Origin of the sequence: Pseudomonas sp. Sample_14 (assembly GCF_004307515.1) — a bacterium.
GTDB classification, from domain to species: domain Bacteria; phylum Pseudomonadota; class Gammaproteobacteria; order Pseudomonadales; family Pseudomonadaceae; genus Aquipseudomonas; species Aquipseudomonas atacamensis.
The window spans coordinates 1-22236 of sequence record NZ_RCOC01000002.1 but is presented as its reverse complement, the minus strand read 5'-3'; the positions used below and the strand labels follow the sequence as shown (position 1 = coordinate 22236).

The window sequence follows — 22236 nt, the reverse complement described above, 5'->3', positions numbered from 1 at the left end:
GGACAAGAACAATGCAACCTGATTTCTGGAATGACAAACGCCCGGCCGGCGTACCGCTGGACATCGACATGGGCGAGTTCAAGTCGGTCATCGAAGTGTTTGAGCGTTCCTGCAAGAAGTTCGCTGACCGCCCGGCGTTCAGCAGCATGGGCATCACCCTGACCTACGCCGAACTGGAGCGCCAGAGCGCGGCGTTCGCCGGTTACCTGCAGGCCCATACCGATCTGGTGCCGGGGGATCGCATTGCGGTGCAGATGCCCAACGTTCTGCATTATCCGATTGCCGTGTTCGGCGCGCTGCGCGCCGGGCTGATCGTGGTCAATACCAACCCGTTGTATACGCCACGGGAAATGCGCCACCAGTTCAAGGATTCCGGCGCGCGCGCGCTGGTCTATCTGAACCTGTTCGGGCAGAAAGTCCAGGAAGTGCTGCCTGACACCGACATCCAATATTTGATCGAAGCGAAGATGGGCGACCTGATGCCCACCGCCAAAGGCTGGCTGGTCAACACCGTGGTCAGCAAAGTGAAGAAACTGGTTCCCGAGTATTCGCTGCCGCAAGCGACCTCGTTCAAAAGCGCGCTGCGCATGGGCCGCGGCCTGGGCATCAAACCGCTGAACGTCGGCCTCGATGACATCGCCGTGCTGCAATACACCGGCGGCACCACCGGCCTGGCGAAGGGCGCGATGCTCACCCACGGCAATCTGGTGGCGAACATGCAGCAGGTGCGCGCCTGTCTGGCTCAGCTCGGCCCGGACGGTCAGCCGCTGTTGCGCGAAGGCCAGGAGGTGATGATCGCGCCGCTGCCGCTGTACCACATCTATGCTTTCACCGCGAATTGCATGTGCATGATGGTCTCGGGCAATCACAACGTACTGATCTCCAATCCGCGCGACATTGCCGGCTTCATCAAGGAACTGAAGAACTGGCGCTTCTCGGCGCTGCTGGGTTTGAACACCTTGTTCGTTGCGCTGATGGATCACCCTGACTTCAAGACCCTGGATTTCTCCAGTCTGAAGCTGACCAACTCCGGCGGCACCGCGCTGGTCAAGGCCACCGCCGAGCGCTGGGAGCAGATGACCGGTTGCCGTATCACCGAAGGCTACGGCCTGACCGAAACCTCGCCAGTAGCCTGCACCAACCCTTACGGCGATCAGTCGCGCCTGGGCACGGTGGGCCTGCCGGTGCCGGGCACGCTGGTGAAAATCATCAACGATGACGGCGTCGAACAGCCGCTGGGCGAGCGCGGCGAGCTGTGCATCAAAGGCCCGCAGATCATGAAGGGTTACTGGAACAAACCCGAAGCCACCGCCGAAGTGCTGGATGCCGAGGGTTGGTTCAAGTCTGGCGATATCGCCGTGATCGACCCGGACGGTTTTGTGCGCATCGTCGATCGCAAGAAGGACATGATCATCGTCTCCGGTTTCAACGTGTACCCCAACGAAATCGAAGACGTGGTCATGGCCCACCCGAAAGTCGCCAACTGCGCGGTCATCGGCGTGCCGGACGAACGTTCGGGAGAGGCGGTGAAGCTGTTTGTGGTAGCGCGGGAGAGCGGGGTCAGCCTGGAAGAGCTGAAGGCGTACTGCAAAGAGAATTTCACGGCCTACAAGGTGCCGAAACACATCGTGCTGCGTGAGTCGTTGCCGATGACGCCTGTAGGGAAAATTCTGCGGCGCGAGTTGCGGGATATCGCCTAGGTCTGAACCGCAGCGCTTGTGACATTCGCGAGCAGGCTCGCTCCCACAGGTATCGATGGTTTCTGTGGGAGCGAGCCTGCTCGCGAATCTTTTGTGCCCGCTGAATTCGGGGGTTTTGGGGAGTTATAGGATTTTTGCTCTAAAATGACCGCTGGAAAGTCTTGAGTCATCAATATGACTGTAGGGGCCTCTTTTGGCTCTGGTCGACCCTTGGCAAAGCTGCTACTCTCGGCGCGCTTTGTGACTTCTCGGCCTGTAAAACGCCGGATTCACCAATACAAAACACACACCAATAATAATCGCATCAAATGCGGTGAAGAATTCGCGTTGCTGAGGAGTGGGCTTCCATGATCGAAGACTTTTGGAAGGATAAGTACCCGGCTGGAATCGCAGCCGAGATCAATCCAGACGAGTATCCGAACATTCAGGCAGTGTTGAAGCAATCCTGCCAACGCTTCGCCAACAAACCGGCTTTCAGCAACCTCGGCAAGACAATCACCTACGGTGAGCTGTACGAGCTGTCCGGGGCCTTTGCCGCGTATCTGCAACAGCATACCGACTTGCAGCCCGGTGATCGAATCGCCGTGCAACTGCCCAACGTCCTCCAGTACCCGGTCGCGGTCTTCGGTGCCATTCGCGCCGGGCTGATCGTGGTCAACACCAACCCGCTGTACACCGCGCGGGAAATGGAACACCAATTCAACGACTCCGGCGCCAAAGCCCTGGTGTGCCTGGCGAACATGGCGCACCTGGCCGAAGCCGTGGTGCCGAAGACCGGCGTCAAGCACGTCATCGTCACCGAAGTCGCCGACTTGCTGCCGCCGATCAAGCGCCTGCTGATCAACAGCGTCATCAAGTACGTGAAGAAAATGGTCCCGGCCTATCACTTGCCCAAAGCCATCAAATTCAACGACGTCCTGAGCAAGGGCCACGGCCAGCCAGTGGCCGAAGCCAACCCGGACAGCGGCGATGTCGCGGTGCTGCAATACACCGGCGGCACCACCGGCGTGGCCAAGGGCGCGATGCTGACGCACCGCAACCTGGTCGCCAACATGCTGCAATGCAAGGCGCTGATGGGCTCCAACCTCAACGAAGGCTGCGAGATCCTGATCACGCCGCTGCCGCTGTATCACATCTATGCGTTCACCTTTCATTGCATGGCGATGATGCTGATCGGCAACCACAACATCCTGATCAGCAACCCGCGCGACCTGCCGGCGATGGTCAAGGAACTGTCGAAGTGGAAGTTCAGCGGTTTTGTCGGTCTGAACACGCTGTTCGTGGCGCTGTGCAACAACGAAGGTTTCCGCAAACTGGATTTCTCCGCGCTTAAAGTCACCCTGTCCGGCGGCATGGCCCTGCAACTGGCCGCAGCCGAGCGCTGGAAAGCCGTGACCGGTTGCGCCATCTGCGAAGGCTACGGCATGACCGAAACCAGCCCAGTGGCCACGGTCAACCCGATCCAGCACATCCAGATCGGCACCATTGGCATTCCGGTACCGTCGACCCTGTGCAAAGTCATTGACGATGCCGGTGTCGAGCAGCCGCTGGGCGAAATCGGCGAGTTGTGCGTCAAAGGCCCGCAAGTGATGAAGGGTTACTGGCAGCGTCAGGAAGCCACCGATGAAATGCTCGACAGCGACGGCTGGCTGAAAACCGGTGACATCGCGCTGATCCAGCCGGACGGCTACATGCGCATCGTCGATCGCAAGAAAGACATGATTCTGGTGTCAGGCTTCAACGTCTATCCGAACGAACTGGAAGACGTGCTGGCGACTTTGCCGGGCGTGTTGCAGTGTGCGGCGATCGGCGTGCCGGACGAGAAGTCGGGTGAGGCGATCAAGATTTTCATCGTCGCCAAACCGGGAGTGACCCTGACCAAAGAACAGGTCATGGACCACATGCGCGCCAACGTTACCGGGTACAAAGTGCCGCGTTCGGTGGAATTCCGCGATGCCCTGCCGACCACCAACGTCGGCAAGATCCTGCGCCGCGAATTGCGGGATGAAGAGCTGAAGAAGATCAAGGCCAAGTCTGCCGCGTAAATAAAAAGCCCCGCAGATGCGGGGCTTTTTGTTGGTGAACTGATCGTTCCCACGCTCCGCGTGGGAATGCCGCCCCGGACGCTCCGCGTCCAGCACTGCAGGGACGCAGAGCGTCCCGAGATGCATTCCCACGCAGAGCGTGGGAACGATCAAGTGCAATCCTACTGACGAAACGGCGCAAAATTCACATTGGTCCCCGCCGGTCGCATGTCCTGCAGATACGAATCCTTGTCCGCACTCAATTCCAGGCTCAGCGCCGCCTTGCGTTTGCCTTCGTTGCGAATCACCAGGCCTTCGAGCTTTTCGCGCAGGAACACCGTCGGCACTTTCAGGTGCAGCAACTCATCGGTGGCCGGGGTGTGCAGCAGCAAGTGAATCCACTCGTACTGACCGATGGCCAAGCGCGACACCGGCAGGTCGAACCACCAGATGTTGCGGTTACGGTTCAGTTCGGCGAAGTGGCAGTTGTTGGTGCCGAGCACGGCGCCGCCCAGTTCCTGGTTGCGACGGGCGATGGCCTGGGTTTTATTGAGCTTCATGACATTCCTGCGAATCGGTGTGCCGGGCTCAGCGCCCGTAGGCTGAGCATTCTCGGGGCAACGCCGGCAAACATAAAGCGCAACCTGCATGCCACGACGAAATGCCAGCAAAATAAATGAAACTCGGCGCAAAGCGCACCGGTCAATCGTTACGTAATGACTTTTCTTCCCTTTATGCTTCACGGAGAAACACCATGAGTAGCACAGGCGATAAAGTAAAAGGCATGGCCAACGAAGCCGTCGGCAATATCAAGCAAGGCGTCGGCAAAGCTACTGATAACGACAAGATGCGCGCCGAAGGCAAGGTTCAAGAGAAAAAAGGTGAAGCCCAGCAAGCGGTTGGCAACGCCAAGGACGCTGTGAAAAAGGGCGTCGACAAGGCGTAAGCGAGCCTTGAACGAATCACACGAGCGGCCATCCAAGGATGGCCGTTTTTGTATCAGAACCCTGCGGTCATCCGCCAAAGGATCGCCAAGTAGGCTACCTTGAGGTAAAAAACGGCCCCTGAGTCGCCACGACTTCAACCTTTTGCGGCGCAAGGAGACGCGAATGATATTCCCGGACATGAAAGGTCTGCCCCTGCACCGGGTGATGGTGCGCACGGTCACTGAGTTCGTCGATGACGAAATGTCGACCTACGCCTCGGCACTGGCCTACCAGATGCTGTTCTCGCTCTTCCCGTTCATTCTTTTCCTGATCGCCCTGATCGGTTTCCTGCACCTGCCGGATTTCTTCTCCTGGCTGCGTCTGCAATCCGAACTGGTGCTGCCGCCGCAGGCGCTGGAGCAGGTCAACCCGGTGATCGATCAGTTGCAGCAATCCAAGGGTGGCCTGCTGTCGATCGGTATCGTGATCGCCCTGTACACCGCGTCCGCCGGCGTGCGCCTGATGATGAGCGCGATGAACGCCGCTTACGACGTGGTCGAAGGCCGGCCGATCTGGAAGCGTTTCCCTTTGTCGATCGTCTACACCGTCGGCATCGCCGGCATGCTGCTGATCGCCGCTGCGCTGATGGTGCTCGGGCCGCAGGTGATGGGCTGGATTGCCGCACAAGTGGGGCTGGAAGACTTCATCGTCACGGTGTGGACGATTGCGCGCTGGCCGGTGATCGTGATTCTGATGATGGTCGCGGTGGCGCTGATCTATTACGTGATGCCCGACGTCAAACAGGACTTCCGCTTCATCACCCCAGGTTCGGTGCTGGCTGTAGTGGTGTGGATCCTAGCCTCGTTGGGGTTTGCCTTTTACGTGAAAACCTTCGCCAACTACAACGCGATGTATGGCAGCATCGGGGCGATCATCGTGCTCTTGCTGTATTTCTATATTTCCGCGGCGGTGCTGTTGCTCGGCGCAGAAATGAATGCAGTGATCGAGCACATGTCCGCCGAAGGCAAGGACAAGGGCGAAAAGGCCCCTGGCGAGCCCGACGAATCCACCAAACAACACGTCTCGGGCCTGGGCCGCGATCATTCGCTCAAGCCGGACACTGACGAAGCGCGACCATGATTCGTGAAATTCTGAAAATGGGTGATGAGCGCCTGCTGCGCATCGCCCCGCCGGTACCACCGGAAATGTTCAACAGCGCCGAGCTCTGGCAATTGATCGACGACATGTTCCAGACCATGGAAAGCGTCGGCGGCGTTGGCCTCGCGGCGCCGCAGATCGGCGTCGACCTGCAACTGGTGATCTTCGGCTTCGAACACAGCGAGCGTTACCCGGATGCTGAAGCAGTGCCGCAGACGATCCTGATCAACCCGCTGATCACGCCGTTGAATCCACTGATGGAAGAGGGCTTCGAAGGCTGTCTTTCGGTGCCGGGGCTGCGCGGTGCGGTGGATCGCTATCAGCAGATTCGCTACGAAGGCTTTGATCCCAAGGGCGAGCCGATCGTGCGCGTGGCCTCGGGGTTTCATGCACGGGTGGTGCAGCATGAATGCGATCACCTGATCGGTCGGCTGTATCCGTCGCGGATTACCGATTTCAGCAAGTTCGGCTTTACCGAAGTGCTGTTTCCGGACCTTGATCCCATGGCTGACGACTGATTGTCAGAACACCATCAACCCCTGTGGGAGCGAGCCTGCTCGCGAACGCGGAGTATCAGAACCAACTTCGGCGCTGACACACCGCATTCGCGAGCAGGCTCGCTCCCACAAGGGTTCAGCGTAAATCTGCGGGATTGAGTTCCATCGCAATCATCGGCTTGCTCCGCGCATATCGGCTCAACCGCTCGGCCATCGCCTGCGGCAGCGGCGGATCGAAGCTGAACCCGCGTCGCTCATAAAAACCGCGCAAATCAGGATGGCAAAACAGCCACACCGGCTCGTCCACCTCAGCAACCGCCGCCGCGATCAGTTGCGCAGCAATTCCCTGCTCGCGACACCCCGGATCAACAAACACCCCCGTCAGCCAATGCCCGCCCGATACTGGACGCAGGCACAGCGCCGCAACGATCTCGCCGCGCCGCGCTACCCACAATTGTGCCTCGCGCACGGCTTTCATCGACGACTGGTGGCTGCGGTAGAACTTGTTCATCAGCGGCCACAACGATTCGTCGAGCTGGCTGTAGTGGATATCGGACATGGTTCGGGCTGTCGCTGCGAAAAGCGCCGATTATAAAAGAACGCGCGCTTCGGGATAGGTGTATACCTGAACTCACACCCCTGTGAGTGGAGTACCGATCATGTCCAAAGGTATGGATTCAAAGAAAGCCGCGAAGAAGAAACCGGCCAAAACTGCGATTGAAAAACGTGCCGAGAAGAAAGCCAAGAAGGTCGACATCTTCGGCCATTAAGCAATCTCTACGGGAGCCCGTTTCGCGGGCTTCCGCTTCGCTGGCGAAAACGCCCGTTTTCACCACACTGTCTCCCGCGCTGAACCGTTTCTTGTGCAAAAAATGCCAGATACTGGCCGACTAGTGGCCTTGCGCCCGGCGTCGGGATGGCTATGCTTTGCAGGTAACTAACCATGTCGACCGTCATGCCAACAGGGCGGCGGTACCAGGTTGGTCCGTGATTCATGCTGCCAGAGTGCGCAATCCAAGGCACCGACACTGAACCAACAAGGAGCGTCATCTAAATGGAAGTTCTTCTACACGTTAGGGCTGGCCCGCTTGCGGGCTATCAAGAAAAGGATGTCTTGATCAGAGCGTCGCTGCTGGGACCCTCCGATTGATCATCATTTATCACCTGACAACTTCCTCCCGTGGAGGAAGGCGTGTGCCTGTTCTGTGGAACGTAGTGATGGATCTTGCAAGACCTGAACTTTCATCAAATCAAAAGAACGCGCGGAAGGTGATACAACCATGTTCAACCTACATCACAAGGCTGACCTGCGGGAAATCGAGCGTTTCAGCTGTGCGCTGACCGAGGCCAACGCGAAAATAGAGGCGATCAGCCGCTCGATGGCGATGATCGAGTTCACCCCGGACGGCATCGTTCTCGACGCCAACGAGAACTTCTGCAAGACCATGGGCTACAGCGCCGAAGAAGTGCGCGGCAAACACCATCGGATCTTCTGTGAAGAAAGCTTCTACCGCAGCGAGGACTACGCGAAGTTGTGGCGCGACCTGGCTCGTGGTGAACCGCTCAGTGGCACTTTTCTTCGCCTGAACAAGAGCGGCCGGGAGATCTGGCTTGAAGCCAGTTACATGCCGGTGTTCGGGCCCGACAAACAGGTCAGAAGTGTGATCAAGGTCGCGGCGGACATCACCGCGCGCATCAACAAAGAACATGAAGAAGAAGCCATGCTGGCGGCGATCGGTCGTTCCATGGCGGTGATCGAGTTCACTCCCGAAGGCCATGTCATCCGCGCCAACGACAACTTTCTGCAGACCATGCAGTACGCGCACCCTGAAATTGTCGGCCAGCACCACAGCGTGTTCTGTCACCGTGCCGAAGCCGAATCCGCGCAATACAAAGCTTTCTGGGCTTCGCTCAATCGCGGCGAATATCACTCGCACCGTTTCGAACGCAAGAACAAGTCCGGCCAGATGGTTTATCTGGAAGCCTCGTATAACCCGCTGTTCGACGCCAAGGGCCGCTTGTACAAAGTGGTCAAGTTCGCCAGCGACATCACCCGGCAGATGACCACCCTGCAAAACGCTGCGGAATCGGCCCACAGCACCTCGGTACAAAACGACGCCTGCGCGCAAAAAGGCTCACAAGTCGTGCAGCAGACCGTGCAGATCATTCAGGACATTTCCCGCGATCTGAACGAAGCCGCGGTGAGCATCGATGCGGTCAGCAAACAGTCGGACATCATCGGCACCATCGTCCAGACCATTCGCGGCATTGCCGATCAGACCAACCTGCTGGCACTCAACGCCGCGATCGAAGCGGCGCGGGCCGGTGAGCATGGGCGGGGTTTTGCCGTCGTCGCCGATGAGGTGCGCAGCCTCGCCGCGCGGACCAGTCAGGCCACTCTGGAAATTGTCGACGTGGTGCGCAAGAACCACGACCTGTCGCTGAGCGCGGTATCGAGCATGCAGTCGAGCCTGAGCCGAACCGGGTTGGGCGTGGAACTGGCGAACGAGGCGGGCGAGGTGATCCTCGAGATTCAGCAGGGCTCGCGGCATGTGGTGGATGCGATCAGCCAGTTCAATGAAACCCTGCAATTGAACTGAGCTGTTTCAACATCACCAGTAACCAATGTGGGAGCGAGCCTGCTCGCGAAAGCATTGTGTCAGTCAAGCCTATAGCCACTGACACGACGCCTTCGCGAGCAGGCTCGCTCCCACAGGTGAGTCCTGTGTTGGCCGTCAACGATGAGCAATATTCTCCAGCGCCAGATTACGCGTACGCGGGCCGAACCAGCCGATGGTCAGCATCACGATCAGCATGCTGCTGACGATAAACGCCAGTACCCCCGGCGTGCCGAAATTATCCAGGAACATGCCGATCAGCAGACTGCTGAACACCGTCGACAAGCGACTGAACGAATAGCAGAACCCGACCGCGCGGGCGCGGATGTTGGTCGGGAACAGCTCGCTCTGGTAGGAGTGATAACTGAAGCTCAGCCAGGCGTTGCAGAAGGTGATCATCACCCCGCAGAAAATCAGCCCGAAGGCGCTGCTCTGCAGGGCGAACAGGGTGCCGAAGGTCATCGCGCCGAGGGCCGAGCCGACGATCTGCCATTTGTTCTCGAAACGGTTGGCGAACTTCACGAACAGCAACGGCCCGAGCGGGTAGGCGAGGGTGATGATGAAGGCGTACATCAAACTGTGGGTGACGCTCACGCCTTGCCCCGAAAGCAGCGCCGGCAACCAGTTGCCGAAACCGAAGAAACCGATTGCCTGAAAGATGTGGAAGACAATCAGCATCAGTGCGCGACGCCGGTAGGGCGGTTGCCAGATATCGGCGAAGCGGCCCTTGCCTTCGACATCGACTGACACTGGTTCCGGCGCATCCAGCGCTTTGCCGTAATCCTTGGCGCAGCGCGCTTCGAGATGGTCGAGGATCCGGTTGGCCTCATCAAAGCGACCATGCTGCGCAAGCCAGCGCGGCGATTCCGGCAGACGCTTGCGCAGCCACCAGATAAACAGCGCAAACACCGCGCTGGCCAACACTACCCAACGCCAGCCGGAAATGCCGAACGGCGCTTGCGGCACCAGCCACCACGACATCAAGGCCACCGCCGGCACCGAGAGGAACTGCACGAAAAACGCAAAGGCAAACGCCGAGCTGCGCATGCGCTTGGGCACCAGTTCCGAGAGGTAAGCGTCGATGGTCACCAGCTCGATACCGAGGCCGATGCCGACCAGAAAACGCATGCCGATGATGCCCAGCGCCGAGGTCTGAATCCCCATCAGCACTGTCGCCACCGTGTACCAGATCAGCGCGAAGGTGAAGATCGCCCGGCGACCGAAACGATCCGCCAGCGGACTGAGCAGGCTGGCGCCGAGGAACAGGCCGAGGAACGTCGCCGAGGCAAACGCCGCCTGATCGGAGAAACCGAACACGCCTTGCTTGCCCGTGGCGAACAAGCCGTCGCGAATCAGCCCAGGACTGATGTAGGCGGTCTGGAACAGATCGTAGAGTTCGAAAAATCCGCCGATCGACAGCAGCGCCACCAGACGCCAGATGGTAGCAACGGCGGGCAGCCGATCAATGCGGGCGGAAATTTCGGCGGCGCGTACCGGGTCGATGCCATCACTGGGCGCGGCGGCGGGAGTGTGAGCAGTCATAAGCTGATCCATTTTTTATTGATGGAAAAGCTTAGCCTGCTATCGGTGTTGGCGGATTGTGAATGTCGGCGGTTTAACAGTTAGAACCGATGATTTCTCGCAATATCTGCTTACGAATTAGCGATTTATGTCGCAGCGGCAGAATCCGGCAGCGCCGAGCTCGGCAAGCCGAAAATGCGGTCGAACAGCCAGTTGAATACGAAGGTGTAGCACGGGATGAAAATGATAAGTGCCAGATCCAGCAGGAACGCCTGCATCAGGCTGATGTTCATCCACCACGCAATCAGCGGAATCAGGAACACGATCAGCGTCAGTTGAAAGCCGACCGCATGGGCGATACGTCGTTTGACCGTACGGGTGCGCGAGATCTGGCGACTTTCCCAGCGCTCGAACAATGAGGTGTAGATGAAATTCCAGGTCACGGCGATGCTGGTGATGATCACCGCCAGCGGCCCGGTGCTGCCCGGCGACGTGCCCGAGAGCAACGCCAGGCCGAGGGCCGAGAAGGTCATCCCAATCACTTCGTAGAGCGACACGTAGACCAGTTTGCGTTTCACGCCTTGCATGCAGATTTGCCTCTTTCTTGCCGAATGTTTGCCAGCAGGGCTGGCGAAGGCGACGAAAGATAGCTTCAATAGACCTGACAGAAAAAGTCGGAAGCTTTCAGTTTTATTGATAGGTGAGGCATTTGAATTTCAGCAGCGACAGCATCGAATTGTTTCTCGCGGTGATCGAACGCGGCTCGTTCTCCGCTGCCGCGCGGCAGTTGGGCAAGGTGCCCTCCGCGGTGAGCATGGGCATTGCCAATCTTGAAGCGGAACTCGGTTACCCGTTGTTCGACCGCAGTCATCGCGAGCCGCAACCCACGGCGATGGCGCAGTCGTTGGTGCCGCACGCGCGACTGATCGCCGAGCAGCTCAAGCAGCTGCAAGTGCATGCGGTGGAACTGTCGTTGGGACTGGAAAGCAGGTTGTCGATCGGCGTGGTTGCGGACGTTGATCGGCGGCGCTTGCTGGCAGCGATCAAGGTGATTGCCGAGCGGCATCCGTTGCTCGACATCGAAGTGCTGACTGCGCCGCAGGATGATGTGCTGGCGATGTTGCACACTGGCAGGGTCAGCGTGTGTCTGGCGTTCGCCGGTTTGAGCGTGAATGCGCTGGAGCGGTTTCAGTTCGTCGGCAGCGAACGCATGATCGCCACGCTGGCGGCGGACAGCCCTTTGTTGCAGGGGCGTGATGTGTTTCTGGAAGATCTGGTGCAAGTGCGGCAGATCATCGTCGCCAGCCGTGACTTGCCGATCAGCGAAACGCGGCCGTTGGTGGCCGAATCCTACTGGCGTACGGACAATCTTGAGACGGCAATGGAAATGGTCGAAGCGGGGTTGGGCTGGGGTAATTTTCCGCTGTCGGTGGTACAGCCGTGGCTGGACACGGGACGTTTGAAAAGGCTGAATTTTCGCAACATCGAAAATGGCCTGGTGCTGCCTGTGCACGCGGTGTGGCTCAAGAGCCAGCCCTTGCAGAAGGGTGCGCAGGCGTTGGTTGACCTGCTCAGCCATTGAATTTGGTAGAGATCCCCTGTGGGAGCGAGCCTGCTCGCGAAGGCGTCGTGTCAGCTGCATCAAAGCTGACTTACCCACCGCTTTCGCGAGCAGGCTCGCTCCCACAAGGGTTGTGTTTCAACACAGCATTTGTGAAGGTCAGGTACTCTCGCGAACCTTCAGCTCAAACCCCATATCCTCCACCGGCCGCGCTACTTTGTTACCCGCCATCAACGTGAGCATCTGCTCCGCCGCGCGCCGGCCGATCGCCTCGCGTGGGGTATTGATGCTGCTCAGGCGCGGCACCATGTGTTCGGACATCGGCAAATCGTTGAAACCGAGAATCGCCACTTGCTCGGGAATTTTGATGCCATTGCGCAACGCTTCCAGCAGCGCGCCTTGGGCCAGGTCATCGTTGCCAAAGAAAATCGCATCAACATCCGGATGCGCCGCCAGCAATTGCAAAAACAACTCGCCACCCAGACCCACCGACGAAGCACGCGGTGTCAGCACTTCCAGATCCGGGTCATAGCGGCCCGCCTTCTGCAACGCCTTGCGGAAGCCTTCACCGCGCAACAACGTGCGCTGATCCAGCTGCGCACCAATGTAGGCCAAGCGCTTGCGTCCGCGAGACAGAAGGTGTTCGGCGGCAGTTTCCCCGGCGCTCAACTGCGAGAAACCCACGCAATTGACTCCGGCAGCACTGTCCAGCTCCATCATGTACACGCAAGGAATGTTGCTGGCCTCGATCATCCGCCGCGAACTTTCCGTGCGATCAAACCCGGTCAGCAAAAAGCCGCGCGGCTGATAAGCCATGTAGTTGCGCAGCAGATTTTCTTCTTCATCGCGCGAATAGTGAAAGTTGCCGATCAGCACTTCGAAGCCCTTGGGCGTCAGCACCCGATGAATGGCTTCCAGGGTGTCGATGAACAGCAGGTTGGACAGCGACGGCACGAGTACCACTACCGAATGGCTCTGCGCCGAGGCCAGTGCGCGGGCGGCGGGGTTGACCACGTAGTTGAGTTCGAGCGCGGCTTTCTGCACTTTTTCCACCAGTTCGGTGGCTACCGTGCTCACCCCGCGCAAAGCGCGCGAGGCAGTGATCGGGCTGACGCCGGCCAAGCGGGCTACTTCGTTGAGGGTCGGACGGCCGGTGGTGCGGGTATTTTTATCGTTCTTGGGGGAGGTCATCGGGCGGCTTGCCAAACAAAAATCAAGGCACTAAGGTAGCGCTGTCCTGATGCAGCTGCAAATGCGTGAGCGCGGTCCTGCCTGATCAGTGCTCTTTGGCGTCAGGAACAAACCTGCTGCAACCCAAAAAAACGACAAGAAGGCGTCGGCAACTTCTGCCTGTGCACTAGAGTCATAGCTAGCAAAGGTAGCGCTGTCTGCGCGCTGAGGTGTTATATGAGTCATCCCATCACCGCCCTGGTCATCATGGGCGTTGCCGGTTGCGGCAAGACGTGCGTCAGCCAGGCCCTGTGTCAATTGAGCGGCGCCACTGCCATTGAAGGCGATACTTTTCATCCGGCCGCGAACATCGAAAAGATGAGCGCGGGGATCCCCCTGAACGACGAAGACCGCGCTGGCTGGCTCGACAGCCTGTGCGATGAACTGCGTCGCGTCGATGCCCAAGGCCAACGCCCGGTGTTGACCTGCTCCGCCCTTAAACACAGCTATCGCGAACGTCTGCGCAGTGCCTTGCCGGGCCTGGGTTTCGTGTTTCTTGAATTGACTCCGGAAGTCGCCGCCGAGCGTGTATCGCACCGCCCGGGCCACTTCATGCCGGCAACGTTGATCGAAAGCCAGTTCGCCACCCTCGAATCGCCCGAGGGCGAGCCGCTGACTCTGCCGCTCAATGCCTCGATTCACAGCGTCGAAGAGCTGGCCCTGCAGGCTCACGTCTGGTGGCAGGCCAACGGTCTGAAACAGGCGGTATGAGTATGTTGAAAAAGACAGCGCTGTCCTCCCGACTTCTGTTCAACCCGCTTTAATAACAACAACAATCCAGGAGACACCCCCCATGTTTGGCATGTCCCACGAGACGTTCCTGCTGCTCGATGCGGTGGTCACGGTAATCGGCCTGATTATCCTGATCACCAAATTCAAGATTCACCCGTTCATAGCCCTGACCATCGCCGCCGCATTTCTTGGCCTGACTTCCGGCATGCCGATCAACACCATCATCAAGGCGTTCCAGGACGGCTTCGGTGGCGTGCTCGGTTTCGTCGGCATCATCCTCGCCCTGGGCACCATGCTCGGCAAAATGATGGCCGAATCCGGCGGCGCCGATCAGATCGCCCAGACCCTGATCCGCGCCTTCGGCAAGGACAAAGTCCAATGGGCAATGATGTTCGCCGCGTTCCTGGTGGGCATCCCGCTGTTCTTCGAAATCGGCTTCGTGCTGCTGATTCCGCTGGTGTTCATCGTTGCGCGTCGCACTGGCGTATCGATCATCAAAATCGGTATCCCGCTGCTCGCCGGCCTCTCTGCCGTGCACGGTCTGGTGCCGCCGCACCCGGGTCCGCTGCTGGCCATCGGCGTGTTCGGCGCTGACATCGGCAAGACCATTCTCTACGGTCTGATCGTCGCACTGCCGACCGCTATCATTGCCGGTCCGATCTTCGGTACTTTCATCGCCAAGCACATCCCGGGTCACCCGAATCAGGAGCTGGTCGATCAACTGGCCCGTGAAAACGATTCGGCCAACCTGCCAAGCTTCAGCATTACTCTGGTCACCGTGCTGCTGCCGGTGTTCCTGATGCTGCTGAAAACCTTCGCTGACGTGGCGCTGCCGGACGGCAACTTCTTCCGCATCTGGATGGACATGATCGGCCACCCGATCTCCGCACTGCTGCTGGCGTTGCTGTTGTCGCTGTACACCTTCGGCTACAAGCAGGGCATCGGTTCCAACCAGATGCTCAAATGGCTCGACGCAAGCCTGGCGCCTACCGCTGCGATCATTCTGATCATCGGTGCCGGCGGTGGCTTCAAGCAGATGCTGGTGACCAGCGGCGTGGGTGACGTGATCGGCCACATGGCGGTCAGCGCGCAGATCTCGCCGATCCTGCTGGCCTGGCTGGTGGCGGCGGTGATCCGTATCGCCACCGGTTCGGCGACCGTGGCGACCATCACTGGCGCTGGCATTGTGGTGCCGGTTGTCGGCATGATTCCGGGCGTCAACCGTGAGCTGCTGGTGCTGGCCACCGGCGCCGGTTCGCTGATCCTGTCCCACGTCAACGACGCCGGTTTCTGGCTGGTCAAGCAGTACTTCAACATGACCGTGGCCGAAACCTTCAAGACCTGGACCGCGATGGAAACCATCCTCTCGGTGGTCGGCCTGGGCTTTATCCTGCTGCTGTCGCTGTTCGTTTAAGCGGCAGTTTGCAGGCACAAAAAAACCGCAGTGATGCGGTTTTTTTGTGGGCGTGGACTTCCTGCTTGATCGTTCCCACGCTCCGCGTGGGAATGTAGCCCGGGACGCTCCGCGTCCCAAAGCGGACGCAGAGCGTCCATTGAGGCATTCCCACGCAGAGCGTGGGAACGATCAGAGGCGTGTCAGTTATTTGGTAACCAAGCCATCCGCGCGGAACATCCCGCGAATCCCGCGCACTGCCTGGCGGATGCGGTCCTGGTTTTCGATCAACGCGAAGCGCACGTGATCATCGCCGTACTCGCCAAAACCCACGCCCGGCGAGACGCAGACCTTGGCCTCGGCCAGCAGTTTCTTGGCGAACTCCAGCGAACCCAGATGCGCATACGCCTCGGGAATCTTCGCCCAGACGTACATCGACGCCTTTGGATTCTCGACCATCCAGCCCAATTCATGCAGGCCCTTGACCAGCACGTTGCGACGCTGACGATACTGCTCGGCGATGTCGCGCACGCACTGTTGATCGCCTTCCAGCGCGGCAATCGCCGCCACTTGCAGCGGGGTGAACGTGCCGTAGTCGTGGTAGCTCTTGATCCGCGCTAGGGCGCTGACCAGTTCCGGGTTGCCGACCATGAAACCGATGCGCCAGCCGGCCATGTTGTAGCTCTTGGACAGGGTGAAAAACTCCACCGCAATGTCCTTGGCCCCGGGCACCTGCATGATCGACGGGGCTTTCCAGCCGTCGTAGACGATGTCGGCGTACGCCAGGTCGTGGATGACCAACACGTCGTATTGCTTGGCGAGGGCGATCACCCGCTCGAAGAAGTCCAGCTCCACGCACTGCGCGGTCGGGTTCGACGGGAAGCCGAGGATCATCATTTTCGGCTTGGGAATCGAACCGCGAATGGCGCGCTCCAGCTCATCGAAGAAATCCACCCCCGGCACCAACGGCACCGAACGCACCTGAGCGCCGGCAATCACTGCGCCGTAAATGTGAATCGGATAACTTGGGTTCGGCACCAGCACGGTGTCGCCCTGGTCCAGGGTCGCCAGCATCAAATGCGCCAGGCCTTCCTTGGAACCGATGGTGACGATGGCTTCGCTTTCCGGGTCGATATCGACTTCGTAGCGCTGCTTGTACCAGTTGGAAATCGCCCGGCGCAGGCGCGGTATGCCTTTGGACGTCGAGTAACCGTGGGTGTCTTCACGCTGGGCGACCTGCACCAGTTTTTCGACAATGTGCGGCGGCGTGGCGCCGTCGGGATTGCCCATGCTCAGGTCGATGATGTCTTCACCACGGCGGCGAGCGGCCATCTTCAGCTCGGCGGTGATGTTGAACACGTAAGGGGGGAGTCGATCTATGCGCGCAAAGCGGCGCGGCGAACCTTGTTCGGCCATTGTTGCCTCGGATAACGTAAGCGCCCGGAACCGTCCGAGCGACGCTGGTCACTGCGGTGACCTGTGGCGGAAGATAAGGGCAGTGATGGCATACTGTCCAGCGCGGTTGTAAACATTTTTTTCAAGGAAAATCGGTCAATGGAATTCACCAGCGGCTTCTTGCTGAGCCTTTCGCTGTGCCTGGATATCGGCGTAGCCAACATCGCGATGATCACCCTGGCCATGCAGCGCGGCTACTTTCAGGGCTTCGCCCTGGGCCTGGGCACCTGCGTCGGCGACCTGATATATGCGGTGCTGGCCTTGGCCGGCATGACCGTTCTGCTGCAATACGAAACCGTGCGCTGGGTGCTATGGATTGGCGGTTCGGCGCTGCTGATCTACTTCGCGGCGAAGATGATTTACTCGGCGATTCACCACGAAGCGCTGCTGGCGGAAACCGCGGAAGTGGGGCAGAACTCCCATCGCAAGGAATTCTTTCGCGGCATCTTCCTCGCCATGTCATCGCCCAGTGCGATTCTCTGGTTTGCTGCGGTCGGCGGTACGTTGATCGCCCGATCCGGTGGCGGTGGTCCGTTGAGTTCGGCGCTGTTTTTGGGCGGCTTTCTCTGCGCCGGGCTGCTCTGGTCGGCCGGTCTGTGCTTCGCCGCAAGCCACGGCGGCAAGCTGCTGGGCGACAAGCTTCTGCGCTACTCCTATCTGGCATCGGCGGCGATCTTCTGTTATTTCGCGGTGTACGTGATCGTTTCTGGCTACAACGAGTTTGTCGGCTCGGGCGCCGTCGAGCAGTTGCACTCGCTGTAAACGTGCGAAACGGGTCGGGCTTTCTATACTCCCAGCCGAATCCACTTTTCCGTTCTGAGGAGTCGCGTCATGGATGAACAACAACGCGTCGAGATAACCGAGCCTCGCTTCGAACACGGGCAGTTCTTGCTGATTGCAGGTTTCGGTGGGCGATTCACTCAGCAAACCACCGAAGACATTCCCGCGTTGTGGGAAAAACTGATCCCGCACTTGGGAAAAATCCCCGCGCAAGTCAACGAAATAACCTACGGCGTTTGCTGCAATGCGGATGGCGAGGGCGGTTTCGAATACATCGCCGGGGTGCAGATCGACAAGCTCGACGACCTGCCGGAAAAGTACCGCTGGGTTGAAATCCAGCCGCAGAAATATGCGGTGTTTGAGCACAAGGGGTCACTGGCGCAACTCCCTGACACCTTCCAGTACATCTGGAACACTTGGCTGCCGCAGTCCGGCCACGAAGCGGCGGACGCCCCGGAATTCGAGCGCTACAGCGAGGATTACAACCCGAAACTCAATACCGGCACCCTGGAAATCTGGCTGCCGATCAAGGCCTGAGCGGCGTACTAATCGAGGCGGAGCATGTCCGCCCCGGTGGTTGTGCTTTATGCTGGCGGGCCTTGTTTCCACAGATTTTTGAGCTGCCATGAACACCGTGATCCGCAACGTCAGCGCCGCCGACCTCGACCGCTGCTACGCCATCGAAACCGTCGCCTATGAAGGCGACGAAGCCGCCACCCGCGAAAAGATCGCCACGCGCATCGCCACCTGGCCGGACGGCTTCATCGTCGCCGAGGTGGACGGCGTGGTCGCTGGTTTCATCAATTCCGGCGCGGCGTTCGACGTGCAGATGTCCGACGAGGCGTTCAAGGAACTGATCGGCCACGACCCGAAAGGCCCGAACGTGGTGATCATGTCGGTGGTGGTGCACCCGGATTACCAAGGGCAGGGCCTGGCCAAGCGCCTGCTCGGCGAATTCATCGAGCGCATGCGCGCCATGGACAAAGCGACGATTCATCTGATGTGCAAGGAACAGCACATCGCGCTATACACAGGTTTCGGTTTTGCCTACATCAAACCGTCCGAATCCGACCACGGCGGCATGGCGTGGCACGAGATGATCCTGACCCTCTGAACTTCAATCAAAACTGTGGGAGCGAGCCTGCTCGCGAAAGCGGTATTTCAGCGAAGCAAGTGTCGACTGACACGACGCCTTCGCGAGCAGGCTCGCTCCCACAGGGTTTTGAGGTGTCTGTAGTTGCGCGGTTAGTAAAGGCTTTCACGCACCCGTTTCGGCGCTTCCCGATCGTAGGTGTCGGCGTCGAACTGGCCGTCATTCAGGCGCTTGTGAAATGCGCCAGCAGATGGCAAGGCCGAGCGCGGCAGGTGCGTTTCGGGATTCCACGCATCCGAGCGGACAAAGGCTTTCGAGCAGTGAAAAAACGCCGCGTCCACCGTCACCAGCAAGACAGTTTTCGCCGGTTTGCCATTCACCGCGAAACTCTCCAGCAACGCCGGTTCATCGCTGATCAGGGCCGTGCCATTGACCCGCAATGTTTCGCCGATCCCGGGAATGATGAACAGCAGCGACACCCGCGAATCGTGCAGCACATTGCGCAAGGTATCGATGCGGTTGTTGCCCGGGCGATCCGGCAGGGCCAACGTGTTTTGATCAATGATCCGAACAAACCCCGGCGCATCACCGCGCGGCGAGTTATCGAGGCCATCGGTCCCCACCGAGCTGACGATCACTAGCGGCGACAGGCGCACCATCGCCTGATAATCCTCGTTGAGAAAGCCGATCTGCTTGCGCACGGCGCGTTCGTGGGGCCGGCCGTAAATGGCTTCCAATGCTTCTATCGAATCGATCATCGTTTATCCCTCTACGATTTAAAAAAACAGCCCCATCCGCCGCTCGTACCCAATCCGGCCCTTGTACGCTTCGCCGCTGTCGACATAGCCATGCCTGGCATACAGCGCAATCGCCGCCTCGTTATCAGCGTCCACCGACAATTCCAGCCCCTTGATCTCCGGCCACGCTTCACGGGCAACAGCGGGCAGCGCTTGCAGGCAAGCCTTGCCGTAACCCTTGCCCTGCGCGCGCCGATCGACCTGCAGAGCATGCAACGTGGCGCTGTGTTCGTTGGCCCAGTCGGGCAATACCGGCGGGCGCTTGAGCAGCAGAAACGCCACCGGTACTTCGCCCGCCAACAGGGCAAAACCTTTCACGCCGGGGCCGGGTTTCGACAGCAGGGTATGCAGGGCACCGTGGATGTCGCCGGAGAATTTGATCTGCTCGGGGTGAATTTCAATCGACTCGACTTGCTCACGCTGCAAAGGGCTGAGGCTGTCGTAAGGCACGAGTTGGGCTGACACGGGAATTTCCTTTTTCCTACAAGGATTGAAGCTCGGATTCTAGCGACATTGTTGTCGGCGAAATTTTTTTGTTTGCCCTGTCGATCTACGCAAAGGGCAAACGACTAAGGACGTCTTCACAACAAAAACCACGGAGAACACCATGAGCGCACAAAGCGAAATCCAGACCCTTATCAACACCTACCGCGAAGCAGTAATGGCCAAGGACGTCGAAAAAGTCATGGCCCTGTACGCCGACGACATCGTCTCGTTCGATGCGATCAAGGCCCTGCAATTCAAAGGCAAAGCGGCGTACCGCGCGCACTGGGTCGAGTGCATGGAAATGTGCCCCGGTCCGCACATCTTCGAGTTCCACGAAATCGCCATCGAAAGCGCCGACAACATTGCCTTCGCCCATTGGGTGGCCAATTGCGGCGGCACCAACGACAAGGGCGAAACCCAGAGTTGCTGGATGCGTGTGACCGCCTGTTATCGGCAGGTCGGCGGGGCGTGGAAGATTGCCCATGAGCACTGGTCGGCACCGTTCGATCCGATGAGCGGCGCGACGCTGTTCGATGTAACCCCCTGATCTTCAGCCATAGTTGATCCGTTCGAATCAGGAGATCGCCATGAAATACCTATGCCTGGTCTACAGCGATGAACGCTTGCTGCACACCTCGCCGGACAGCCCGGAAGACGCCGAATGCTGGGCCTACGCCGAGTCGATTCAGGGCAGCGGGCGGATGATCGCCGCCGAAGCGCTGGAGTCGGTAGAAACCGCCACCACCGTACGGATGCGTAATGGCAAGTTGTCGATCACCGACGGGCCTTTCGCTGAAACCAAGGAGCAACTGGCCGGTTTTTACCTGATCGATGCCAAGGATCTCAACGAAGCGATTCAGGTGGCCGGCAATATTCCGGCAGCCCGGGTTGGCAGCGTTGAAGTGCGCCCGGTGCGGCAGTTGAATGTCTAACGTCAGGGCGCGGGTCGAGCAGGTCTACCGCGAGGATTCGCGGCGGATTCTGGCCACGCTGATCCGCCTGCTCGGTGATTTCGACCTCGCCGAAGAAGCCTTGCACGAGGCGTTCTTCGTCGCGGTCGAACGCTGGCAGCGCGATGGCGTGCCGGACAACCCGCGCACCTGGCTGGTCTCCACCGGACGTTTCAAAGCCATCGATGTGCTGCGCCGGCGCGCGCGGTTCAAGGCGTCGCAACCGTTGCTGATGGCGCAACTCGATGAGCTGGAACAGGCTGACTGGAGTGGCGAAGACGTGGAAGACGATCGCTTGCGGCTGATCTTCACCTGCTGCCACCCGGCCCTGGCGGCGGATGCGCAAGTACCGCTGACCTTGCGCGAAGTCTGCGACCTCACCACCGAGGAAATCGCCCGCGCTTTTCTCTCGGCGCCGGCGGCGATCGCCCAGCGCATCGTCCGCGCCAAGGCCAAGATCCGCGACGCGAAAATCCCTTATCAAGTGCCCACGCTGAACGAATTGCCCGAGCGCCTCGACAGCGTATTGCGTGTGATTTATCTGGTGTTCAACGAAGGCTATTCGGCCTCGGTCGGTGCCGAGCTGACCCGCGAGGATCTGACGCGCGAAGCGATTCGGCTGGGGCGCTTGTTGATGGAGTTGCTGCCTGAGCCGGAAGTCATGGGTCTGCTGGCGCTGATGCTGCTGCACGAATCACGTCGACCGGCACGAACCTCGCCGAGCGGTGAACTGGTATTGCTCGACGATCAGGATCGCTCGTTGTGGGATGCCGGGTTGATGGCCGAAGGGTGCGCGCTGGTCGAGCGCGCGCTGAGCACGCGGCGCTTCGGGCCGTATTGCCTGCAAGCGGCGATTGCAGCGGTGCATGCGGAAGCGCCGTCGGCGGCGGAAACGGACTGGCAGCAGATTGTCGGTCTGTACGACGTATTGCTGCGCGCGGTGCCGTCGCCGGTGATCGAGCTGAACCGCGCGGTGGCGGTGGCCAAACGGGATGGGACGTTGGCCGGGTTGTTGTTGGTTGAAGGGATTTTGACTCGGGGCGAGTTGCAGGATTACCACTTGGCGCATTCGGCGCGGGCGGAGTTTTGCCGGCAGTTGGGCCGGGTGGAGCAGGCGCGGGCCGCGTATCAGCGGGCGCTGGAGTTGACGCGGCAGGAGCCGGAGCGGCGGTTTATTCGAGCACGTATCATGGCGCTCGAAATGCTCTGACCTTGGCGCTCTGGCTAGTGTGGGCAGCCTGTGGATTGCCCTCACCCTAACCCTCTCCCAAAGGGAGAGGGGACTGATCGGGGGATATTGGAGGGATTCACCGAC

At 59.5% G+C, this 22236-nt stretch carries 23 protein-coding genes; 15 read left to right on the top strand and 8 right to left on the bottom strand.

All coding sequences use genetic code 11. The annotated features are described in order from the left end of the window. Positions 1-11: 11 nt before the first annotated feature. Both fadD2 and fadD1 read left to right on the top strand, forming a co-directional pair. The gene (fadD2, locus tag D8U61_RS00480; protein ID WP_024014054.1) at positions 12-1700 is read left to right on the top strand and encodes a long-chain-fatty-acid--CoA ligase FadD2; all 1689 of its coding nucleotides are present in this window, start codon (positions 12-14) and stop codon (positions 1698-1700) included. 347 nt (positions 1701-2047) lie between these two features. Next, positions 2048-3745, top strand: coding sequence for a long-chain-fatty-acid--CoA ligase FadD1 (fadD1, locus tag D8U61_RS00475; RefSeq protein ID WP_024014053.1), 1698 nt, complete (start codon positions 2048-2050; stop codon positions 3743-3745). A gap of 161 nt (positions 3746-3906) precedes the next feature. On the opposite strand, the gene D8U61_RS00470 is transcribed toward fadD1, so the two are convergent. Beyond that, positions 3907-4284 carry a hypothetical protein gene (locus tag D8U61_RS00470; protein ID WP_016775519.1) on the bottom strand — a complete coding sequence of 126 codons (378 nt, stop codon included), beginning with the start codon at positions 4282-4284 and terminating at the stop codon, positions 3907-3909. 194 nt (positions 4285-4478) lie between these two features. On the opposite strand from D8U61_RS00470, the gene D8U61_RS00465 reads away from it, so the two are divergent. From D8U61_RS00465 to def, 3 genes are all read left to right on the top strand, one after another. Next, a complete protein-coding gene (locus D8U61_RS00465; protein ID WP_016775518.1) occupies positions 4479-4670 on the top strand; it encodes a CsbD family protein in 192 nt (63 codons plus the stop codon). A gap of 163 nt (positions 4671-4833) precedes the next feature. Next, entirely contained in the window at positions 4834-5790 is a 957-nt protein-coding gene (locus D8U61_RS00460) for a YihY/virulence factor BrkB family protein (protein WP_123443670.1), read from the top strand. Continuing rightward, entirely contained in the window at positions 5787-6326 is a 540-nt protein-coding gene (def, locus tag D8U61_RS00455) for a peptide deformylase (RefSeq protein WP_042607249.1), read from the top strand. Before D8U61_RS00460 ends, def begins: the two co-directional genes overlap by 4 nt. Positions 6327-6441: 115 nt before the next feature. Here the strand turns inward: def and D8U61_RS00450 are convergent, their stop codons facing one another. Then, positions 6442-6864, bottom strand: coding sequence for a GNAT family N-acetyltransferase (locus D8U61_RS00450; protein WP_123443668.1), 423 nt, complete (start codon positions 6862-6864; stop codon positions 6442-6444). 721 nt (positions 6865-7585) lie between these two features. On the opposite strand from D8U61_RS00450, the gene D8U61_RS28185 reads away from it, so the two are divergent. Beyond that, positions 7586-8905, top strand: a complete 1320-nt coding sequence (locus tag D8U61_RS28185; protein WP_130926242.1) for a PAS domain-containing methyl-accepting chemotaxis protein — start codon at positions 7586-7588, stop codon at positions 8903-8905. A gap of 135 nt (positions 8906-9040) precedes the next feature. On the opposite strand, the gene D8U61_RS00435 is transcribed toward D8U61_RS28185, so the two are convergent. Next, positions 9041-10465, bottom strand: a complete 1425-nt coding sequence (locus tag D8U61_RS00435) for an MFS transporter (protein WP_130926241.1) — start codon at positions 10463-10465, stop codon at positions 9041-9043. A gap of 125 nt (positions 10466-10590) precedes the next feature. Continuing rightward, complete coding sequence (locus tag D8U61_RS00430) at positions 10591-11031, bottom strand: PACE efflux transporter (RefSeq protein WP_130926240.1); 441 nt, start codon at positions 11029-11031, stop codon at positions 10591-10593. 122 nt (positions 11032-11153) lie between these two features. Between D8U61_RS00430 and D8U61_RS00425 the strand changes: the two genes are divergently transcribed. Then, entirely contained in the window at positions 11154-12026 is an 873-nt protein-coding gene (locus D8U61_RS00425) for a LysR family transcriptional regulator (RefSeq protein ID WP_130926239.1), read from the top strand. 138 nt (positions 12027-12164) lie between these two features. Here the strand turns inward: D8U61_RS00425 and D8U61_RS00420 are convergent, their stop codons facing one another. Next, on the bottom strand, positions 12165-13196 hold the full coding sequence (locus D8U61_RS00420; protein WP_024014046.1) for a LacI family DNA-binding transcriptional regulator: 1032 nt from the start codon (positions 13194-13196) through the stop codon (positions 12165-12167). Between the two features lie 216 nt (positions 13197-13412). On the opposite strand from D8U61_RS00420, the gene D8U61_RS00415 reads away from it, so the two are divergent. Together D8U61_RS00415 and D8U61_RS00410 are read left to right on the top strand one after the other, a co-directional pair. After that, on the top strand, positions 13413-13946 hold the full coding sequence (locus D8U61_RS00415) for a gluconokinase (RefSeq protein WP_110602466.1): 534 nt from the start codon (positions 13413-13415) through the stop codon (positions 13944-13946). An 82-nt stretch (positions 13947-14028) separates the two neighbouring features. Beyond that, positions 14029-15381: a GntP family permease gene (locus D8U61_RS00410; protein WP_016773551.1), complete on the top strand. Its 1353-nt coding sequence runs from the start codon at positions 14029-14031 to the stop codon at positions 15379-15381. 186 nt (positions 15382-15567) lie between these two features. Here D8U61_RS00410 and alaC read toward each other — a convergent pair whose 3' ends face one another. Beyond that, the gene (gene alaC / locus D8U61_RS00405; RefSeq protein ID WP_024014045.1) at positions 15568-16776 is read right to left on the bottom strand and encodes an alanine transaminase; all 1209 of its coding nucleotides are present in this window, start codon (positions 16774-16776) and stop codon (positions 15568-15570) included. Positions 16777-16914: 138 nt separating this feature from the next. Between alaC and D8U61_RS00400 the strand changes: the two genes are divergently transcribed. The 3 genes from D8U61_RS00400 to D8U61_RS00390 all read left to right on the top strand — a co-directional run bounded on the left by D8U61_RS00400 (position 16915) and on the right by D8U61_RS00390 (position 18709). Continuing rightward, complete coding sequence (locus tag D8U61_RS00400) at positions 16915-17577, top strand: LysE family translocator (protein WP_016773553.1); 663 nt, start codon at positions 16915-16917, stop codon at positions 17575-17577. Between the two features lie 69 nt (positions 17578-17646). Further along, positions 17647-18132, top strand: a complete 486-nt coding sequence (locus tag D8U61_RS00395) for a GyrI-like domain-containing protein (RefSeq protein WP_130926238.1) — start codon at positions 17647-17649, stop codon at positions 18130-18132. An 88-nt stretch (positions 18133-18220) separates the two neighbouring features. After that, a complete protein-coding gene (locus tag D8U61_RS00390) occupies positions 18221-18709 on the top strand; it encodes an N-acetyltransferase (protein WP_130926237.1) in 489 nt (162 codons plus the stop codon). Between the two features lie 131 nt (positions 18710-18840). On the opposite strand, the gene D8U61_RS00385 is transcribed toward D8U61_RS00390, so the two are convergent. Both D8U61_RS00385 and D8U61_RS00380 read right to left on the bottom strand, forming a co-directional pair. Continuing rightward, complete coding sequence (locus D8U61_RS00385) at positions 18841-19446, bottom strand: pyridoxamine 5'-phosphate oxidase family protein (protein WP_110602454.1); 606 nt, start codon at positions 19444-19446, stop codon at positions 18841-18843. Between the two features lie 18 nt (positions 19447-19464). Further along, a complete protein-coding gene (locus D8U61_RS00380) occupies positions 19465-19950 on the bottom strand; it encodes a GNAT family N-acetyltransferase (RefSeq protein ID WP_130926236.1) in 486 nt (161 codons plus the stop codon). A gap of 142 nt (positions 19951-20092) precedes the next feature. On the opposite strand from D8U61_RS00380, the gene D8U61_RS00375 reads away from it, so the two are divergent. From D8U61_RS00375 to D8U61_RS00365, 3 genes are read left to right on the top strand one after another with little or no spacing between them, the layout of a single operon-like run. Next, complete coding sequence (locus D8U61_RS00375; protein ID WP_024014040.1) at positions 20093-20518, top strand: nuclear transport factor 2 family protein; 426 nt, start codon at positions 20093-20095, stop codon at positions 20516-20518. 40 nt (positions 20519-20558) lie between these two features. Then, complete coding sequence (locus D8U61_RS00370) at positions 20559-20903, top strand: YciI family protein (protein ID WP_024014039.1); 345 nt, start codon at positions 20559-20561, stop codon at positions 20901-20903. Continuing rightward, a complete protein-coding gene (locus tag D8U61_RS00365) occupies positions 20896-22131 on the top strand; it encodes an RNA polymerase sigma factor (protein ID WP_125926448.1) in 1236 nt (411 codons plus the stop codon). The genes D8U61_RS00370 and D8U61_RS00365 overlap by 8 nt, the downstream gene beginning before the upstream one ends. Positions 22132-22236: the final 105 nt, after the last annotated feature.

Coding starts and splice junctions, on each gene's coding strand:
- D8U61_RS00470 (WP_016775519.1), bottom strand. CDS start 4,284: ATGAAGCTCAATAAAACCCAGGCCATCGCCCGTCGCAACCAGGAACTG.
- D8U61_RS00385 (WP_110602454.1), bottom strand. CDS start 19,446: ATGATCGATTCGATAGAAGCATTGGAAGCCATTTACGGCCGGCCCCAC.
- D8U61_RS00450 (WP_123443668.1), bottom strand. CDS start 6,864: ATGTCCGATATCCACTACAGCCAGCTCGACGAATCGTTGTGGCCGCTG.
- D8U61_RS00415 (WP_110602466.1), top strand. CDS start 13,413: ATGAGTCATCCCATCACCGCCCTGGTCATCATGGGCGTTGCCGGTTGC.
- D8U61_RS00435 (WP_130926241.1), bottom strand. CDS start 10,465: ATGACTGCTCACACTCCCGCCGCCGCGCCCAGTGATGGCATCGACCCG.
- fadD2 (WP_024014054.1), top strand. CDS start 12: ATGCAACCTGATTTCTGGAATGACAAACGCCCGGCCGGCGTACCGCTG.
- D8U61_RS00410 (WP_016773551.1), top strand. CDS start 14,029: ATGTTTGGCATGTCCCACGAGACGTTCCTGCTGCTCGATGCGGTGGTC.
- D8U61_RS00400 (WP_016773553.1), top strand. CDS start 16,915: ATGGAATTCACCAGCGGCTTCTTGCTGAGCCTTTCGCTGTGCCTGGAT.
- D8U61_RS00390 (WP_130926237.1), top strand. CDS start 18,221: ATGAACACCGTGATCCGCAACGTCAGCGCCGCCGACCTCGACCGCTGC.
- D8U61_RS00365 (WP_125926448.1), top strand. CDS start 20,896: ATGTCTAACGTCAGGGCGCGGGTCGAGCAGGTCTACCGCGAGGATTCG.
- D8U61_RS00370 (WP_024014039.1), top strand. CDS start 20,559: ATGAAATACCTATGCCTGGTCTACAGCGATGAACGCTTGCTGCACACC.
- D8U61_RS00460 (WP_123443670.1), top strand. CDS start 4,834: ATGATATTCCCGGACATGAAAGGTCTGCCCCTGCACCGGGTGATGGTG.
- alaC (WP_024014045.1), bottom strand. CDS start 16,776: ATGGCCGAACAAGGTTCGCCGCGCCGCTTTGCGCGCATAGATCGACTC.
- fadD1 (WP_024014053.1), top strand. CDS start 2,048: ATGATCGAAGACTTTTGGAAGGATAAGTACCCGGCTGGAATCGCAGCC.
- D8U61_RS28185 (WP_130926242.1), top strand. CDS start 7,586: ATGTTCAACCTACATCACAAGGCTGACCTGCGGGAAATCGAGCGTTTC.
- D8U61_RS00420 (WP_024014046.1), bottom strand. CDS start 13,196: ATGACCTCCCCCAAGAACGATAAAAATACCCGCACCACCGGCCGTCCG.
- D8U61_RS00395 (WP_130926238.1), top strand. CDS start 17,647: ATGGATGAACAACAACGCGTCGAGATAACCGAGCCTCGCTTCGAACAC.
- D8U61_RS00375 (WP_024014040.1), top strand. CDS start 20,093: ATGAGCGCACAAAGCGAAATCCAGACCCTTATCAACACCTACCGCGAA.
- D8U61_RS00465 (WP_016775518.1), top strand. CDS start 4,479: ATGAGTAGCACAGGCGATAAAGTAAAAGGCATGGCCAACGAAGCCGTC.
- D8U61_RS00430 (WP_130926240.1), bottom strand. CDS start 11,031: ATGCAAGGCGTGAAACGCAAACTGGTCTACGTGTCGCTCTACGAAGTG.
- def (WP_042607249.1), top strand. CDS start 5,787: ATGATTCGTGAAATTCTGAAAATGGGTGATGAGCGCCTGCTGCGCATC.